Here is a 16,425-nt window from a genome sequence, read left to right as displayed (position 1 = left end):
CAAGATGCGCATTGTTGAATTGTGCCGTTTAGGCTCATGATGCCTCATGACTCGAACCGGATGGTTAAAAGCATGATGAAAAACAAAGTAATGCGTGCAGTGATGAGGCAGTCCTGTGCTGCTGTAGCGGCGATAGGCCTGTGTATTAGCGCTGTGCCGTTTGTGGGGGCGCATTCCGCTCATGCGGCGCTGGCGGAAGGTGCGGCAGCGCCTGATTTTACGCTTCAGGGCGCGCTTGGCGGAAAACCGCTAACGTTCTCTCTCAAGGATGCGCTGAAAAAAGGCCCCGTGGTGCTTTATTTCTTTCCGGCGGCTTTCACCCAAGGATGCACGCTGGAAGCGCATGCTCTTGCCGAGGCAACGGATACCTTTACCAAACAGGGCGCAACCGTTGTGGGGGTGACAGCGGGGAATGTGGATCGTGTTGCTGATTTCTCAAAGGATGAGTGCAGAAACAAGTTTGCCGTGCTGGCCGATCCTGGCGCGAAAGTGGCCGGTCTGTACAAATCACTTAGCACGCAGGGCACCTTTCTGCACTCCGACCGTACATCCTATGTGATTGCGCCGGATGGCCAGATTCTGCTGAGCTATACCAGTCAGGACCCGGAAACGCATGTTACTAAAACGCTGGATGCTGTCACCGCATGGCATGCCAAAGTGCACTGAGGCATAGAAACAGGAAAGGCGGCCTCATTGCTGGATCAGGCAAACGGAGCTGCTCTGGATAGGAAACGCCGCAAGAGTTCGGCCATGCATCCCAGGGTTTTAACGCAAGAGGAGAACCGGCTCAGACGAATGGGCTGGTAATCCCCCCATAAAAAGAGTGGCTTTTGAATGAGAATTTTCTCAGCGTAAGAATTGAGGAGATTCTGATGAAGAGTGATCGCTTTACTGACGCCCAGATCATGGGTGTGATCCGCCAGGCTGAGGGCGGTGTCCCGGTTCCTGACCTGTGCCGGGAGCATGGGATTAGCAACGCCACGTTTTACCGGTGGCGCGCGAAATATGGCGGCATGGATGCTTCGATGATCAGTCAGATGAAGGCTCTGGAAGAGGAGAACCGTCGGCTGAAGCGCATGTATGCGGATCTGAGCATGCAGACGGATATCCTGAAGGAAGCCCTTGGAAAAAAATGAAGCGGCCAGCCCAGCGCCGGGAACTGGCCGCACAAGCTGTGGCGCATCATAGGGTCAGCATTGCGCTGGCCTGTCGGATTTTTGGGATATCCGAGACCTGCTTTCGCTATCGTCCGCGACTGGCAGCGGAGAACGACAGGATTGCCGATCTTCTTGTGGGACTGACCCAGGCTCACAGGAGATGGGGATTTGGTCTGTGTTTCCTGTATCTGCGCAATGTGCAGGGACATGTCTGGAATCATAAGCGGGTTTATCGGATCTATCGGGAACAGGAACTCAACCTGCGGATTAAACCCCGCAGGCGTCTGGTTCGCGAAAAGCCTGAAAAGCTGTCGGTTCCGGCCCTTCCCAACAGGGTCTGGTCCATGGATTTTATGGCGGACAGGCTGATGGATGGACGTGCTTTTCGGCTCCTGAACATTCTGGATGACTTCAATCGTGAAGGACTGGCGATCGAGGTTGATTTTTCCCTGCCAGCCTGTCGGGTTGTCCGCTGTCTGGAACAGGTTATGGAGTGGCGTGGCAGGCCAGAAGCCATCCGAATGGATAATGGCCCTGAATATGTCAGTCATACGTTGGTTTCATGGGCCGAAAAACAGGGGATTACCCTGATCTATACGCAACCGGGTAATCCGCAGCAGAACGCCTATATTGAACGCTACAACAGAACTGTCCGGCAGGAATGGCTGGAGCAGTATTTGTTTGAAAGCATTCAGGACGTGCAGGAGGTCGCAACACAATGGCTCTGGACATATAATCATGACAGACCCAACATGGGGAACAGCGGGCTAACCCCCGCCCAGAAACTAAAAACAGCTGCCTGAATTCTCATTCAACGCCCCACTAAAAATGGGGGGATTACCGGCTGGTTGAAAATCAGCACTTGCGGGGAAGATGGAGGTTTTGAGGTTGAAGCGGTGGATATGAAGACACCGTGGGCGGTGTCGGAACGAAAAATCAACGCATTCCGCCGTTAAAAGATAGCCTGATCAGCCCTGACCGCTTTTCCGCATAATCGCTAAAAATCTGAAGGCGGAAAAGGGACGCCAAGCGCTCCGGTGCCTAGTGCACCGAGGCCAGAAAATCAATGGCACCTCAGTGCTAAAATGGGATTCCTCAATCAGGTCGATGAACAACGCACCCACCCCTGCCAGACTATCAGCGCGGTGCTGACGGGGTGAGTTTTGATATTTAGATCTGCACGATGGTTGAGAAGTCGAAGTCTTGCCCTTTGGGGTTCTCACCCAGCCGGATGGTGGTGGGGGTGGGCATGAAATAGGGCGGCACCGGCAGGTTATAGGGGGCAGGTGCGCCTTTGAACACGCGGCCAGCCAGATCGAATTTTGAGCCATGGCACGGGCAGGCGTAGCCACCCGCCGGGGTGGTTTTGGCGTCAGGCGGCGCGCCACCGGGAGCCGGGGCGTAGGACGGCACACACCCCAGATGGGTGCAGATGCCAACATACACACCGTATTCAGGCGTGAGCGACCGATGCCAGTTCTTGGCATAAGCGGGCTGTTGCAGATCATGCGAGTCACCGTCCCGCAGGCGGTCTGTCAGCGTGGCGTCCTGTAGTTTGGCAATGTCTTCTGGCGTGCGGTGCAGAATGAACACGGGCTTGCCCTGCCAGACCACGGTGGTCTGCTGGCCGGGGGCCAGTTTGGAGAGGTCCACATCCACCGGAAGATGGGCGGAGGCGCTGTCCTGCGGTGTCAGACTTTCTACAAACGGGATGGAGCACGCGGCAACGCCCGTAACGGTCCCGGCAATGGTGACCATGCCCAGAAAATCACGGCGGCCGGGTGCCTGTTCGGGGGTATCCGTTTCAGGCGTGTCCTGCGGTGTAGGGGGGGTGTTTTCCATCTCTCAGTGTCCGTCCCGGCGGTTCCAGATTTTCTTCTTCCATGCAATGGCCAGCAGAAGCAGAACAATCAGGTAAAGCACAACCCCTTTGCCAATATGGTGGCGTGCATTGCGGTGTGGGTCAGCAGCCCAGACCAGAAAAGTTGAAACATCGCGGGCCTGCTGGTCAACCGTGGCCTTGGTGCCATCGGGGAAGCTCACGCCGCCTTCCACCAAGGGCGGGGGCATACCAATCAGGTGGCCGTCAGCCCATTCATTGTAGAACTTGCCGGGCACCATGGGCGCTCCGGGCGGTGGTGGCATGCGGTAGCCGGTCAGGAACGCGTAAAGCCAGTCTGCCCCGTGGGGCTTGATCAGGGCAAGGCGGGACTGATCAGGCGGGGCCACGCCGCCCATCATGGCTGCTGCGGCGGCTTCACTCGGGAAGGGGGATTTGAAGTGGTCATCCGGCGTGCCGGGGCGGGTTGTCGGCTGCCCATCTTCATCTACCGGGCCGGGGAACTGCTTGCTATGCGCAAGGTCTGAAATGGCTTTGGGGCTCAGGCCGATGCCCGCCAGATCATTATAGGTCAGGCTGCGCATGCCATGGCAGGTGGAACACACATGGTCATACACCAGAAAGCCACGTTGCAGGCTGGCCTGATCAAATTGCCCGAACGCTCCGTCAAAGCTCCATTTCTGGTGTGGCGGGGCTGCGGGTTCTGCCGGTGCAGCCGCCGGGGAAGAAGCCGGAGCGGAGGGCGTCTGAGCCAGAGCGGTTTGCTCAGGTGTTGCCAGGAACAGGCTGGAGAGCAGGCATGCGCCCCCTAAAAATGCGCGAACAGACATTCAGGCGTCTCCCTGCGCAGCGGAAATGGAGGCAGGCAAGGGGCGTGTTTTTTCCAGACGCGGTGCCAAGGGGAGGAGCACAAGAAAATAGCCAAAATAATAGAGCAGAGATATGCGCCCAAGCGCCATCCAGCTTCCCTGAGCGTGGTGTTTGCCGACCAGCGCCAGCAGCACAAACGCCACGACCAGCCCCAGCAGGCCGACGCGGCAAAGAGGCCGGAAGCGCATGGACCGCACGGGGGAACGGTCCAGCCATGGCAGGGCAAAAAGAATCAGCAGGGAGCCAGCCGCAGCCAGCAGGCCGCCGAACTTGGACGGCACGGACTGCAACATGCCGTAAAAGGGCAGGAAGTACCATTCCGGTTCAATATCCGCCGGGGTGTGCATGGGGTCTGCCGGGGCGTAATTGTCTGGTTCAGTCAGCAGGCCGGGCCAGAAGAACATCAGCAGCGCGAAGATCAGGGCAAACAGAACCAGTCCGATCAGATCCTTGCTGGTGAAGTAGGGGTGAAAGGGTAGAGTGTCTTTGGGAGTTTTGGGCTCAATACCTAATGGGTTGTTGGAGCCCGCCACATGCACCGCCACCACATGAATGCCCACAACCGCGACAACCAGAAATGCCAGAATAAAGTGAATGACAAAAAAGCGGTGTAGGAAAATATCGCCCAACTGGTCACTGCCCGCCAGAATATGCTCCAGCGTGCCACCAATAACCGGCACAGCGCCTACGGCTTTGCTGATGACATCTGCACCCCAGAAGGACATCTGCCCCCATGGCAGCACGTACCCGGCAAAAGCCGTGGCCATGACCAGCACCATCAGAACAAGGCCGCTGATCCACAGAATTTCACGCGGGGCCTTGTAGGAGCCGTAATACAGCCCACGAAACAGATGGATATAGAGCGCTGCCAGAAACAGGTTGGCCCCGACCACATGCATGCCGCGTAGCATCCAGCCGCCAGGCAACTGCCGGTCTATGGCTTCTACCGAGAGAAAGGCTTCAGTGGCGGTGGGGATGAAGTGCATGGCCAGAAACGTGCCGGTAGCCAGCATAAGCAGCAGAACGACCGTGAGAATCGCACCGAAATTCCACAGGCCGTTCAGATTCTTCGGCATGCGGAAATCAATATACTCCGCCCTGAAACCACTGATGACAGGCAGGCGGCGGTCAATCCACCCGGCCACGCCAGAACTTTCTTCTGTTGAGCGCGAGGGCGGTTGGCCTGTCATATTGGGTTTGGTCATGGGTGGTTCCATAGAATGCGGAGAGGGGCCGGGTCTTGGCCCCATGGTATCCAGATCAGGCGGAATGGACCAGCGGGACAAGGACCGGAAAAAGCAGGCTGTGTAAGTTTATTGCGGCACAACAAGGTGTTGAGGCTGCAAAACTCCCGGCAGGAAGGCTCATATACAGACTTTTATGATCGGTTTTGCAGGAAGAATGGTAACGGAGATCATGCGGGCCTCGGTCGGTCTTGTAGAGAAGCGTGCTATGGGTTCAATCATAAATAAACCGAAACATTTTACAAGATTGCAGAGCGTGGGCACGGGCGGCAAAACCCAGCCGGTGCAGAGGGTTGGAGAAGCACGCTAAAGGCTCACTCAAAAGCGTGATGTATTTCTCTCTTGCATGCTGAGCGTATTATCCCCATCATACGAAGTGCAGCCGCTTTTCTGGCGGGTGTGACGTTCTCAGGGCAGGGTGCAATTCCCTACCGGCGGTAAGTGGTCAGGTCAGCCTGCCATAAGCCCGCGAGCGCCTGCTACGGCAGGGTCAGCAGATCCGGTGTAATTCCGGAGCCGACGGTGATAGTCCGGATGAGAGAGAACGATGGCGGCGTCTGCCCTTTCTGTATGGAAGGCGGCAGGCGGTGAAAGCCGCTGTATGCCCTGAGTCTGTCTGGTGTGGTCAAGGCAGATAATGGAGTCAGGGCGTTGCAGGAAAATCCTTCGCACTTTGCGCCAGTGTTTGTGCCTGAACAGGTCGGGCAGGCTTTCCGTACGGCTGTGGCAGAAGCATGTCGCTATCTGGGTCAGACAGCGCCTAACCCTGCCGTAGGGTGCGTGCTGCTGGATGCGGAAGGCGAGGTGCTGAGCGCTGCGGCCCACCACAAGGCGGGTGGTCTGCACGCTGAACGTCTTGCACTGGAACAGGCGAAGCAGGCTGGTGTGTTTGACCGTGTGCGGACAGCCGTGGTCACGCTTGAGCCGTGTAATCATATCGGACGCACACGCCCCTGCACGGAAGCCTTGCTTGAGTCTCCTGTGAAAACCGTATGGATCGGCAGTGAAGATCCCAACCCCACTGTTGCGGGCGGTGGCGGAGCGCGCCTGACAGAAGCGGGCGTTACCGTGCACTGGTTGGCCCAAAGCGCAAACGGGGCAGCACTGTTTTCTCTGTGCAAGGCGTTACTTGCCCCCTTTGCCTGTAAAATGACGGAAGGCAGACCGTGGATTACGGTCAAGCAGGCCGTGAACAGTGCTGGTACAATGGTGCCGCCTGAAGGGCAGACAACCTTCACTTCTCCCGAATCTCTGAAATTCGCGCATGTGCTGCGCCGCGCTACGGATGGCGTGGTGACAGGCACGGGCACTGTTATGGCAGATAACCCGGCCTTTACCGTGCGGCATGTGCCTGATTACGCGGACCGTCGCCGTCTGCTGGTGGTGTGTGGCCAGAAGGCGCACACACCGGAAGACTGGCTGGCCGAACGGCAGAAGCAGTTTGATGTTCTGTTCTGCCGCTCCTGTGCCGATCTTCCCGCCCTGCTGGCCAAGACAGATGCCCTGTGGGTGCTGGTGGAGGCCGGGCCAACACTTCTGGCCGCCCTGAAAGAACTGAATTTGTGGGACGACTGGCTGACCATTCGCCAGAACGCCGCGGGGGTGGACCATTACACCGTTTCAACCCGTCATGATGTCACACCGCTTGCTCTGTTTCCAGAGTGGGCTCGGTGCACGCAGGAGCAAGCATGTTTTCCGGAATAGTAGACTCTCTTGGCCATGTTCTGAAAGCCGAACCGGGAGACAAATCCCTGATGGTGGAAGTGGATACGGGGCTCACAGATATTGCTGAAGGCGAAAGTATTGCCGTGAATGGCGTGTGCCTGACAGCAGTTGAACCTGCGGCAACCGGCGTGGCGCGGTTCTTTATCAGCAGTGAAACGCTGGATCGCTCCACCCTTGGGGCGCTCAAGGCTGGCAGCCGTGTCAATCTGGAACGCGCCGTAACCCCTGCCACCCGGCTTTCAGGCCATATTGTGCAAGGGCATGTGGATGGCACAGCGCGGTTTGCCGAGTGTACGCCCTCGGGCGATGCCCGCCGCGTGGTGTTTGAGGTGCCGGAAAACCTGCGCCGCTACATGGTGGAAAAAGGCTCCATCACACTGGATGGCATCAGCCTGACCCTGAACGAGATTGGGGACGTGAAAGACGGCGTATTTTCTATTGCGCTGATGATCATCCCCCATACCTGGACCCACACCACGCTTGGCACCCTTTCCGTGGGAGATGCCGTGAATGTGGAAGTGGATGTGATTGCAAAATACGTGGAGGTTCTATGCCAGACAAAGTGAAAGGGGCGGCTGTGGTGCCTGCTCTTCCCTCTGCGGCGCTGGCACGGGCGGTTGAAGCCCTGCGGGCCGGACGCATGGTTATCATGACGGACGATGAAGACCGTGAGAATGAAGGCGATCTGGTGATGGCCGCCGAGTTCATGACGCCCGAGGCCATGAACTTCATGATCACCCATGCGCGGGGGCTGGTGTGTCTGCCGCTTATGCCGGAACAGGTGGAGCGGCTGGGCCTGCCCATGATGGTGCGGGATAATACGGCCCGCCACAGCACGGCCTTCACGGTTTCCATTGAAGCGCGGGAAGGGGTTTCCACCGGCATTTCCGCAGCTGATCGGGCACATACGGTGCAGGTTGCTGCGTCTGAAACCTCAACTCCGGCTGATCTGGCCACACCGGGCCACATCTTCCCGCTGCGTGCGGCCCCCGGTGGCGTGCTGGAACGGATTGGCCATACGGAGGGCTCGCTTGATCTCCTCAAGCTGGCGGGGCTGCGCCCTGCGTCCGTGATCTGCGAGATTCTGAATGAGGACGGCACCATGGCCCGCCGTCCGGAACTGGAAGTGTATGCCCGCACCCATGACATGCCCATCATCTCCATTGCGGAACTGGTGCGGTGGATCAGTGCGCACGGGCTGAAGCCACTGGCCTCTGATGTTACGGACCCGGCACCCGTGGCAGATGCCCTGCCGGAAGAAGCGCTGGCGGATCTGGCGGAAGCCTCTTTGCCAAGCGCCTATGGCGGGGAAGATCTGGTGATCCATGCGTTCCGAGATGCGCAGGATGTGGAGCACGTGGCGCTGGTGAAGGGTAACCCCGCAGCGCCCGGTGCTGTGCCACTGGTGCGGCTGCATTCCGAATGCGTGACGGGCGATGCGCTGGGGTCCTTGCGGTGTGATTGCGGCACGCAGTTGCACGCAGCCCTGAAAGCCATAGGGCAGGCGGAAACCGGAGTGCTGGTTTACGTGCGTGGGCACGAAGGCCGGGGCATTGGGCTTGTAAACAAGATTCGCGCCTACGAACTTCAGGACGCCGGGTTGGATACGGTGGATGCCAACCACAAGCTGGGTTTTGCAACCGATGTGCGGGACTGGACATCCGCCGCCGCCATTCTGCGTGATCTGGGCGTGGGGCAGCTTGATCTGCTCACCAACAATCCGGACAAGGTGCGCGCGCTTGAAGCGCGTGGGTTCATGGTGCGCAAGAGAATCGGGCTGGAAACACCTGTTAACCCCTTCAACCGGGCGTATCTGCACGCCAAGCGGCAACGCATGGGGCATCGGCTGAGTAACTTTTCCGTGAGTGACGCCACGGTCAGCGCGGCGGTCTGAACCGGCCGCCTGAATTTGAGACTGTCTGCAAAGCAAGGATGATTTTATGAGCACACGGATTCCGGTTTCCCTGCCGGACCTCAATCTGGTTCCCGCCCCGCGTCTGGCCCTGATTGTCAGCCGCTTTAATGAGGACGTGACGGGCGGCTTGCGCGATGGCGCCATTGCGTGGCTGGGCGAGCACAATATTACCGTAGGTGAGAACGATATTTTTGCAGCCCCCGGCGCATTCGAGATGCCACTGCTGGCGCAGACACTGGCAAAATCCGGCCGGTATGAAGGCGTGATCTGCCTTGGCTGCGTGATCAAGGGTGATACGGCGCATTTTGAATTCATCAGTCTGGGCACCACCATGGGCTTGATGCAGGCTTCTCTGGCGACGGAAGTGCCCATCGCGTTTGGGGTGTTGACCACCTATACCGATGAGCAGGCGGAACTTCGCTCCCGCGATGACATTCATAACAAAGGACGTGAAGCGGCCGCTGCGTGTGTGGAGTCACTTGCTTTGCTGCGTCAGATTAAGGTCTGATCAGAACAGGGGCGCAGCGTGAGCGTGCGGCCCTGAAAAAGCAGGGGGAAGAATGAAGCGGGTTACCGTCATCGCAGGTCTTCTGGGACTGGGGCTGACTGTCTGGATGCTGATGCAGTTCGGCGCTCGTTCCATCCTTTCTCTGGTGATGACGGGCGGCTGGGGCGTACTGGCCGCCATTGTCTTTCATACGGTTCAGGTTGCGCTTTCTGCTCAGGCGTGGCGCACCATTGCGGGCCATAAACATGGCTCTCCCCTTTCCTGGCAGGATTATTTTGCCCTTCGCTGCGTGCGGGAGGGAATTAACAACCTTCTGCCTGTTGCGCAGGTTGGGGGAGAGGTGTGGTCCAGCCGCCTGCTGGCCAAGCGTGGACTAGGCACACGCAAGGTAGCCGCCGCGACCATCTGTGATCTCACGCTCGAACTGCTCAGTCAGGTATTATTCACCTTCGTGGGGCTGGGCCTGCTGCTGTTTCTGGTCAAACGCTCCCATGTGACGGATGAGCTGCTGGAAAGCGCGTTGGTGGCGCTGGCCATCGGGCTTGCGGTGTTCGCCAGCCAGTGGTTGGGGGCCGTGGCGTTTGTTGAGGTGCTGCTGGTGAAAATCGCGGGGCATCTTGGCTGGAACGGTGTGGATGGCATACGCGGGCTGCATCAGGAAGTGCTCGGCCTTTACAAGGTTAAGCGGAACGCCGTTTCTGCTTTGATCCTTCAGTATCTGGCATGGGCGCTGGGCGCGGTGGAAGTGTGCCTGATTCTGCATTTTCTGGGTCATGACCGCTCTCTGGCCGTTGGCTTCGTGATTGAGGGCGTGGGTGAGGCCGCAAAATCCGCAGGCTTTGCCGTGCCCGGCGCCCTTGGGGTTTCTGAAGGCGGCTATATTCTGGTGGGCAGCCTGTTTGGCGTGGCGCCCCCCGTCGCCATTGCGCTTTCCCTGATCAAACGTGTGCGAGAAATTGCATGGGGTGTGCCGTCCCTTTGCCTGTGGCAGGTGCTTGAACACAGGTGGGATACCCCCGCACAAGGGGCCGAACGGCCCGCATCCTGCGCTCAGTCTGTGGGTAAAAATCCTCTTTCCCGTTCTGGTCTGTAACGCGGGACGTGCCTGCTTTTGACATCATCCCTTGCATGAAGCGGGGCGGTTGGGCCAAACGAAAACAGCTTTTGGCCTTGCGCCGTGAATTTTTGGGAACTGATCGCCAGCTATGCTCTCCGCACCCATAGGTCGTTTCATTACATTCTGCGCCCGTCACGCTTACGCTGTGGTCGCCCTGTTCTTCATTCTCTCGGGTGGTGCCGTTTTTGCGGGCATGAATTTTCTGGGGGTCACCACAGATACCAGCAAGATGCTCTCTGACCGGCTGGAGTGGAAACAGCGGTCTGATGAAATGGGGCGACTGTTCCCGCAGAAAGAAAACCTTCTGGTTGCGGTGATTGAGGCCGACCTGCCGGAGGAAGGGCGTGAGACCGCCCGCCTGCTGGCGGAGCGGCTTGGAGCCGACCACACCCACTTCAACTTTGCCGAGCGACCGGATGCAAACCCGTATCTGGTGCGCAACGGCCTGATGTTTCTGGACCCGCAGCCGCTTTCCCAGGTGTTGAATGACACCATTACGGCCCAGCCCTTCCTGTCCGCTCTGGCGCAGGACCCCTCTGCCCGTGGGTTGTTTGGCACCCTTTCCCTTATCGCCGAGGGCGTGAAGCAGGGGCAGGCGGATCTGGGTGGCTTTCAGACCGCGCTTTCCGGCTTTGCTGACAATATGGAAAAAGCGGCGGCCGGGCACCCGCAGCTTCTCTCGTGGGAGCAACTGCTGGGGGGCAAGCTGTCCGATCTGGCCGGGCGTTACCAGTTTGTCATCACCAAGCCCAAGCTGGATTACGGCTCCTTCCAGCCGGGTGGCGCAGCGGCGGATGCCATGAGCAAGGCGGCGCAGTCTCTGGAGTTTGTGCGCAACGGGCATGTAAAGGTGCATCTCACCGGCCAGGTGCAGCTTGATGACGAGGAATTTGCCACCGTGGCCGAAGGCATGGTGGCGGGGTTACTGGGGTCTCTGGCTCTGGTGACGTTATGGCTGACGCTGGCCGTGCATTCCTGGCGCGTGGTGCTGCCTATTGTGCTTACGCTGGTTGTGGGGCTGCTGCTGACCACCGGTTTTGCTGCCTTGGCGGTCGGCACGCTTAATCTGATCTCGGTCGCGTTCGCCATTCTGTTTGTCGGGATAGCGGTGGATTTTGCCATTCAGTTCTCGGTCCGGTTCCGGGCCCAGCACCAGAATGGAGAAAGCGAGCAGGGCATTCTGGCCGCGCTGGCCGAAACGGGAGATGAAACCGGGCACCAGATTCTGGTGGCTGCGCTGGCAACATCCGCCGGGTTTCTGGCCTTTACGCCCACCGCTTTTCTGGGTGTGGCCCAGCTTGGGCTAATTGCCGGCATTGGCATGATGGTGGCGTTTGTTTGCACCACCAGCCTTCTTCCGGCCCTGCTGAAAATCTTTCATCCGCCGCTGGATTGCCCGAGCATGGGCTATGCCTTCATGCAGCCGGTGGATGTGAAAATCCGTCACCACCGCAAGATTCTGCTGGGTATTTTTGGCGCCGTAGCTGTGGCAGGGCTGGCTCTTGTGCCGCGCCTGCAATTTGATGGTGACCCGCTGCACACGAAGAACCCCAATTCTGAGGGGATGAAGGCGCTGCATCTGCTTATGACAAACCCGCAGTCTTCGCCTTACAGTGCGGAACTGCTGGTGAAATCTCTGGATGAAGCCAAGGCGCAGGCTGCGCGTCTTTCCGCAGTGCCCGGCGTGCATGATGCCATGTGGCTGGGTTCCTTCGTGCCGGAAAAGCAGGATGAAAAACTCGCCCTGATTCAGGACGCCGCGACGGTATTGTTGCCCACCCTGATTGTGCCGTCTCCCAAACCAGCGCCGGATGCGCAGGCGCTGCGGGATGCCGCGCAGAACACGGCCACGGCTCTTGGCGGTATTCTGGATAAGCTGCCGCAGCAGGACCCGCTCCGTCGTATTCAGGCGGCTTTGGCGAAACTTGCCACGTCATCTGACCAGATCGTGCAGGATGCCAACACGGCGCTGGTGCGCTTCCTGCCGCAGGAACTGGATCAGTTGCGCGTGATGCTTCAGGCAAAGCCGGTCACGGTGAAAGACGTGCCGCCTGAACTGGCGGATGATTACCTGCTGCCCGATGGCCGTGCGCTGGTGGAAGTGCACCCCAATGGTGTGATGTCCAACAGTGGGGCGCTCCGCAAGTTTGTGACATCCCTGCAAAAGGAAGCGCCAGATATTGCCGGGACAGCCGTGGATATTGTGGAGAGCGCGCGCTCTATCGTGCGGGCGTTTGAACAGGCCGCGGCTGCCGCCATTGTCATGATCGCGCTGATCCTCTTTCTGGCTCTGCGCCGTATCCGGGATATGGCGCTGGTGCTGGCCCCGCTGATGCTTTCCGCCCTCATGACGGTGATCCTGATTGTGCTGCTGCCGGAAACACTGAACTTTGCCAACATCATCGCCCTGCCGCTGCTGTTGGGCGTTGGGGTGTCTTTCAACATCTATTTCGTCATGAACTGGCGGGATGGTGTGCAGCACCCGCTGGCGTCTCCCACTGCGCGCGCTGTTCTGTTCTCTGCCCTGACAACAGGCACCGCGTTTGGCTCTCTGGCACTTTCCCATCACCCTGGCACGGCCAGCATGGGGCGGCTGTTGCTGCTCTCTCTGGGCTGCACGTTGCTGGCAACGTTGGTGTTTGTGCCTGCTCTGCTGCCCAAGCGGGATATTGATAAGGAATAAGCTCTGATTGCCCCGAGCCATCAGGCTGTGCGTAAAAAAGGCTCCATGAAGGAGCCTTTTTTTACGGACGAGTTCAGGAGGAAGCGGCTTGGCGCTGCGGCTTTTTTTGCAGCACAACCCAGGCCACGCAGGCCAGCACGGCTCCACAGACCATAACCGCTATGGCCCCGCCACCAGAAAGCACCATGCCTCCCACCAGCGCGCCTGTGCCAATACCGGCGTTAAAGCCCGTGACGCAAAATGAGGAGGCCGCTTCGTGCTGGCTGGGGGCCAGTTCCAGTGCGTAACTTTGCAGACCGAGATTCATAAGGGCGGAAACCATGCCCCACAGGGTCAGATCAACCCACGCCACGGCATTGAACTGAGCGGAAAGCACCAGCAGCCCGAAGCTGGCCACAAGGCCGATCAGGGAAAACCCGACTGTTCGCCCGGCAGAGAAGGGGAGCCGCCCGCCAACCCAGTTGCCCAGAATGCCGGTTCCGCCAAATACCAGCAGCATGAGCGGAATCTGGGCTGATGGCGCATGCGCCAGCGTTTGCAGGAGCGGCACCACGTAAGTGTAGGCGGTAAAATGGGCGGTGACGGCGCAGGCAGTCAGCAGGGCGATGTAGCGCAATACGGGCTGGCGTATCAGGTGGCGGATATCAATATGCCGCTTGGCACTGGGGAGCGGCGGCAACAACACCAGTGCAGCCGCCAGCACCACCACGCCCAGAACCCCGCTGAGGGAAAAGGCAGCGCGCCAGCCAACCCAGTGCCCGATGGCGGAGGCCAGAGGAATACCGCCCGCAAATGCAACGGCAACGCCCGTAAAAGCGATGGCCGTTGCGCGCGCAATGGGGAGTTCGGGCGCGAGCCTGACGGCCAGACCGGAAATAATGGACCAGAACACGCCATGCCCCAGCGCCAGCACAATGCGCAGCAGCGCCATGAGGGTGTAACTGGGCGCCATGGCTGAGAGCAGGTTTACGGCCCCCACCAAAGCCAGAAGCAGCGCAACAAGAAAGCGGCGGTCCATACCGGATGTCAGAATGGTCAACGGAATGGCAGTCAGGGCGACCAGCCACGCATAGCCCGTAACCAGCATACCCACCTGAGCCTCCGAGACATTCAGCCCATGGGCGATATCTGTCAGCAACCCGATAGGCAGGATTTCCGTCACCTGCCACACAAACGCGCCCAGAGAGAGCACAATCAGCCGTGCCATCATGACAGAACATACCTCCGGTTTTTTGCACCACCCATCCGGCATAATTGCTGCTCTGGGCGTTGGGGAACGGAAAGAGGAGGAGAATGGGAGAGAAAGAGAGTCTGATAGGTCACGAAGGATCCACGAAGCAGAAGAAAAATGGAGAGGGGTGGCGTGGCCCTGTAGCACGCATATGGAGGCTGGGTGAGCGCATCATTATGCCCGTGTCAGTGGGCAAGTGAAGAGAAGGACGGCTCTGACAGGCGGCATTTGGCAGGAAAAAGAGTGCACTATGCGGATGTGGCAGCATAAGATCAGCGTATGTACCTTATTTTCCCTTTGGTTCTCCCCCTCTTCAGGCGCGAAGCGAAAAACGCGGTGATGCCGCGCTCATATCCATCAGCGTTTTCTGAACGCAAATGTTTCAGGCCGATGTTGTGGAAGCGGAAATCAGGAGAGCAGGAAGGAGCAGTAACGGCTGATAACTCTCTGTCAGCCTTTTCAGTCCCGTTTTTTAGGGGCTTATCTCAAAAATCAGAAGCGGAGCGCGGATGTCCCCTCTACGCCAGAAGCGTTGCCTCTTTTGCTGGAATGGCATCGTATTGTGGCGGCAAAACCGTTTTTGAGGCCTGAAACAGCCTTGTTGGTCCTTATCTCTCTCATGTCCCTCTACGGTGTGCGCCGTGCCGCGCGACGAAGTTCCCCACCTCCAACCTTAAGGGAAGACGGAGTGCGATAAGGCCGCTGATACAGTGAATGATTTTGTGAAATAGTGGCGCGTTTAAGATTTGTGCGCAGCATGGGCTTTGGGAGCGATGCGCCTGCCGCGTAGGGCAACCTCTGAAAAACGCCTCTCTCCCGAAGGAAAAAGGCGCTTTGAGTCAGTATTCTATCAGGACTTGGTCCAGTCCGGATGGTGCGGCACCGTGATGTCGCGCCCTTTGAGCATCATGTCCCAGTACACGCGCGGGAACACGGTGGACTTCAGGAACCAGGCAAAGCGGCTGGGTTTGCGCTGATCGTAAGGGAAGCTGGGGGCGGGTTTGCCGCCATACAGGAACTCGGCCAGAACAACCTTGCCATAGGCTACGGTCAGCGGGCAAGCACCATAGCCATCGTACGCGCCGGTCAGGGGCTTGCCATCCAGAGAGGCCAGAAGGTTTTTGGTGATAACGGGCGTCTGGGCGCGGGCTGCGGCCATGGTCTTGGCGTTTGACGTCCCGATAACGTCCCCAAGCCCGAAAATGGCGGGGTATTTGGTGTGTTGCAGGGTGGTGGGGTCCACATCTACCCAACCGCCACCATTGGCCAGCGGGCTCTGCTTGATGAAGTCCGGCGCGCTCTGCGGTGGGGTGACATGCAGCATGTCAAACTCTTTCACCACATGCTCGGTCTGGCCTTCCGCATTGGTGACGGCAAATGTCGCCTTGCGTTCCGGACCGTTTACAGCAACCAGATTGTGCTTGTACTGCAGGTTGATGCCGTAATAATCAACGGCTTCCTGCAGGGACGGACGATAATACGCCACGCCAAACAGGGCATCCCCGGCAAGGCAGAATTCTACATTGGTGCGGAACAGCGTGCCATGCTTGCGCCAGTAGTCAGATGCCAGATACGCGATTTTCTGCGGAGCCCCCGCGCATTTGATAGGCATGGGCGGCTGGGTGAACAGGGCGGTGCCGCCAGCCAGGGACTGAATGCATGTCCAGGTATATTCCACCGTTTCCTTGGAATAGTTGCTGCATACGCCATTGCGGCCCAGCGTTTCTTTCAGGCCTTCAATCTTGTCCCAGTCCAGTTGCAGGCCGGGGCAGACCACCAGACGATTGTAGGTCACGGTGCGCCCGTCTTCCAGCGTTACCCGATTTTCATCAGGCTGAAAGGAGGCGGCAGCGACACGCAGCCACGTACAGCCGGAGGGAATAAGCCCGCCTTCCTGCCGCAGGGTGCTTTTCAGGGTCATGGCCCCGGCCCCTACCAGTGTCCATCCCGGCTGGTAGGCGTGGGTGGTGGAGGGTTCGATAATAGCAATATCAAGGCTGGGGCGTTCATGCAGAAGACGGGCCGCAACCGCGATGCCGGCAGTGCCGCCCCCCACGATAACAACGGTGTAGCGAAGGTCCGGCTTGGTGCCGGTTTCAGGCTGGGCCATGTATGTCTCCCTGGACGCTGTCATA

The 16,425-nt window shown here is 58.8% G+C and carries 13 protein-coding genes and 1 riboswitch; of the genes, 8 read left to right on the top strand and 5 right to left on the bottom strand.

The window, feature by feature from the left end:
* Positions 1 to 102: 102 nt before the first annotated feature.
* Together QWU00_RS03060 and QWU00_RS03055 are read left to right on the top strand one after the other, a co-directional pair.
* Positions 103 to 666: a peroxiredoxin gene (locus QWU00_RS03060; protein ID WP_238706766.1), complete on the top strand. Its 564-nt coding sequence runs from the start codon at positions 103 to 105 to the stop codon at positions 664 to 666.
* A 206-nt stretch (positions 667 to 872) separates the two neighbouring features.
* Positions 873 to 1,960 (top strand): IS3 family transposase gene (locus QWU00_RS03055; RefSeq protein WP_150395605.1). Its coding sequence is split into 2 segments (ribosomal slippage): positions 873 to 1,134 and positions 1,134 to 1,960, totalling 1,089 coding nucleotides; the frame shifts between segments, so codons are not numbered across the junction.
* Between the two features lie 367 nt (positions 1,961 to 2,327).
* Here the strand turns inward: QWU00_RS03055 and petA are convergent.
* The 3 genes from petA to QWU00_RS03040 are packed head-to-tail and all read right to left on the bottom strand — an operon-like array spanning position 2,328 to position 5,072.
* The gene (petA, locus tag QWU00_RS03050) at positions 2,328 to 2,999 is read right to left on the bottom strand and encodes a ubiquinol-cytochrome c reductase iron-sulfur subunit (RefSeq protein WP_035379521.1); all 672 of its coding nucleotides are present in this window, start codon (positions 2,997 to 2,999) and stop codon (positions 2,328 to 2,330) included.
* A gap of 3 nt (positions 3,000 to 3,002) precedes the next feature.
* Positions 3,003 to 3,827: a cytochrome c1 gene (locus QWU00_RS03045; RefSeq protein WP_081939025.1), complete on the bottom strand. Its 825-nt coding sequence runs from the start codon at positions 3,825 to 3,827 to the stop codon at positions 3,003 to 3,005.
* The gene (locus tag QWU00_RS03040; protein ID WP_231551647.1) at positions 3,828 to 5,072 is read right to left on the bottom strand and encodes a cytochrome b; all 1,245 of its coding nucleotides are present in this window, start codon (positions 5,070 to 5,072) and stop codon (positions 3,828 to 3,830) included. It abuts the gene before it with no gap.
* Between the two features lie 439 nt (positions 5,073 to 5,511).
* Positions 5,512 to 5,661, top strand: a riboswitch (FMN riboswitch).
* Positions 5,662 to 5,762: 101 nt separating this feature from the next.
* Here QWU00_RS03040 and ribD point away from each other — a divergent pair.
* The 6 genes from ribD to QWU00_RS03010 all read left to right on the top strand — a co-directional run bounded on the left by ribD (position 5,763) and on the right by QWU00_RS03010 (position 13,059).
* Positions 5,763 to 6,815 (top strand): bifunctional diaminohydroxyphosphoribosylaminopyrimidine deaminase/5-amino-6-(5-phosphoribosylamino)uracil reductase RibD, encoded by a 1,053-nt coding sequence (ribD, locus tag QWU00_RS03035; RefSeq protein WP_222942037.1) that lies wholly within the window; start codon positions 5,763 to 5,765, stop codon positions 6,813 to 6,815.
* On the top strand, positions 6,800 to 7,402 hold the full coding sequence (locus tag QWU00_RS03030) for a riboflavin synthase (RefSeq protein WP_035379525.1): 603 nt from the start codon (positions 6,800 to 6,802) through the stop codon (positions 7,400 to 7,402). Before ribD ends, QWU00_RS03030 begins: the two co-directional genes overlap by 16 nt.
* On the top strand, positions 7,387 to 8,730 hold the full coding sequence (locus tag QWU00_RS03025; RefSeq protein WP_052051292.1) for a bifunctional 3,4-dihydroxy-2-butanone-4-phosphate synthase/GTP cyclohydrolase II: 1,344 nt from the start codon (positions 7,387 to 7,389) through the stop codon (positions 8,728 to 8,730). Before QWU00_RS03030 ends, QWU00_RS03025 begins: the two co-directional genes overlap by 16 nt.
* A gap of 46 nt (positions 8,731 to 8,776) precedes the next feature.
* Positions 8,777 to 9,259, top strand: a complete 483-nt coding sequence (gene ribH / locus QWU00_RS03020) for a 6,7-dimethyl-8-ribityllumazine synthase (RefSeq protein ID WP_006558368.1) — start codon at positions 8,777 to 8,779, stop codon at positions 9,257 to 9,259.
* Between the two features lie 52 nt (positions 9,260 to 9,311).
* Positions 9,312 to 10,352, top strand: a complete 1,041-nt coding sequence (locus QWU00_RS03015; protein ID WP_035379528.1) for a lysylphosphatidylglycerol synthase domain-containing protein — start codon at positions 9,312 to 9,314, stop codon at positions 10,350 to 10,352.
* Between the two features lie 112 nt (positions 10,353 to 10,464).
* A complete protein-coding gene (locus QWU00_RS03010; protein ID WP_035379530.1) occupies positions 10,465 to 13,059 on the top strand; it encodes an MMPL family transporter in 2,595 nt (864 codons plus the stop codon).
* A 73-nt stretch (positions 13,060 to 13,132) separates the two neighbouring features.
* Here the strand turns inward: QWU00_RS03010 and QWU00_RS03005 are convergent, their stop codons facing one another.
* Positions 13,133 to 14,269, bottom strand: a complete 1,137-nt coding sequence (locus tag QWU00_RS03005) for an MFS transporter (protein WP_231551648.1) — start codon at positions 14,267 to 14,269, stop codon at positions 13,133 to 13,135.
* Between the two features lie 871 nt (positions 14,270 to 15,140).
* Positions 15,141 to 16,400 carry an NAD(P)/FAD-dependent oxidoreductase gene (locus QWU00_RS03000; protein ID WP_035379532.1) on the bottom strand — a complete coding sequence of 420 codons (1,260 nt, stop codon included), beginning with the start codon at positions 16,398 to 16,400 and terminating at the stop codon, positions 15,141 to 15,143.
* Between the last annotated feature and the right edge of the window lie 25 nt (positions 16,401 to 16,425).

It is taken from the genome of Acetobacter tropicalis (genome assembly GCF_030644465.1).
Lineage (GTDB): Bacteria > Pseudomonadota > Alphaproteobacteria > Acetobacterales > Acetobacteraceae > Acetobacter > Acetobacter tropicalis.
This window is presented reverse-complemented; position numbering and strand designations above follow the sequence as displayed.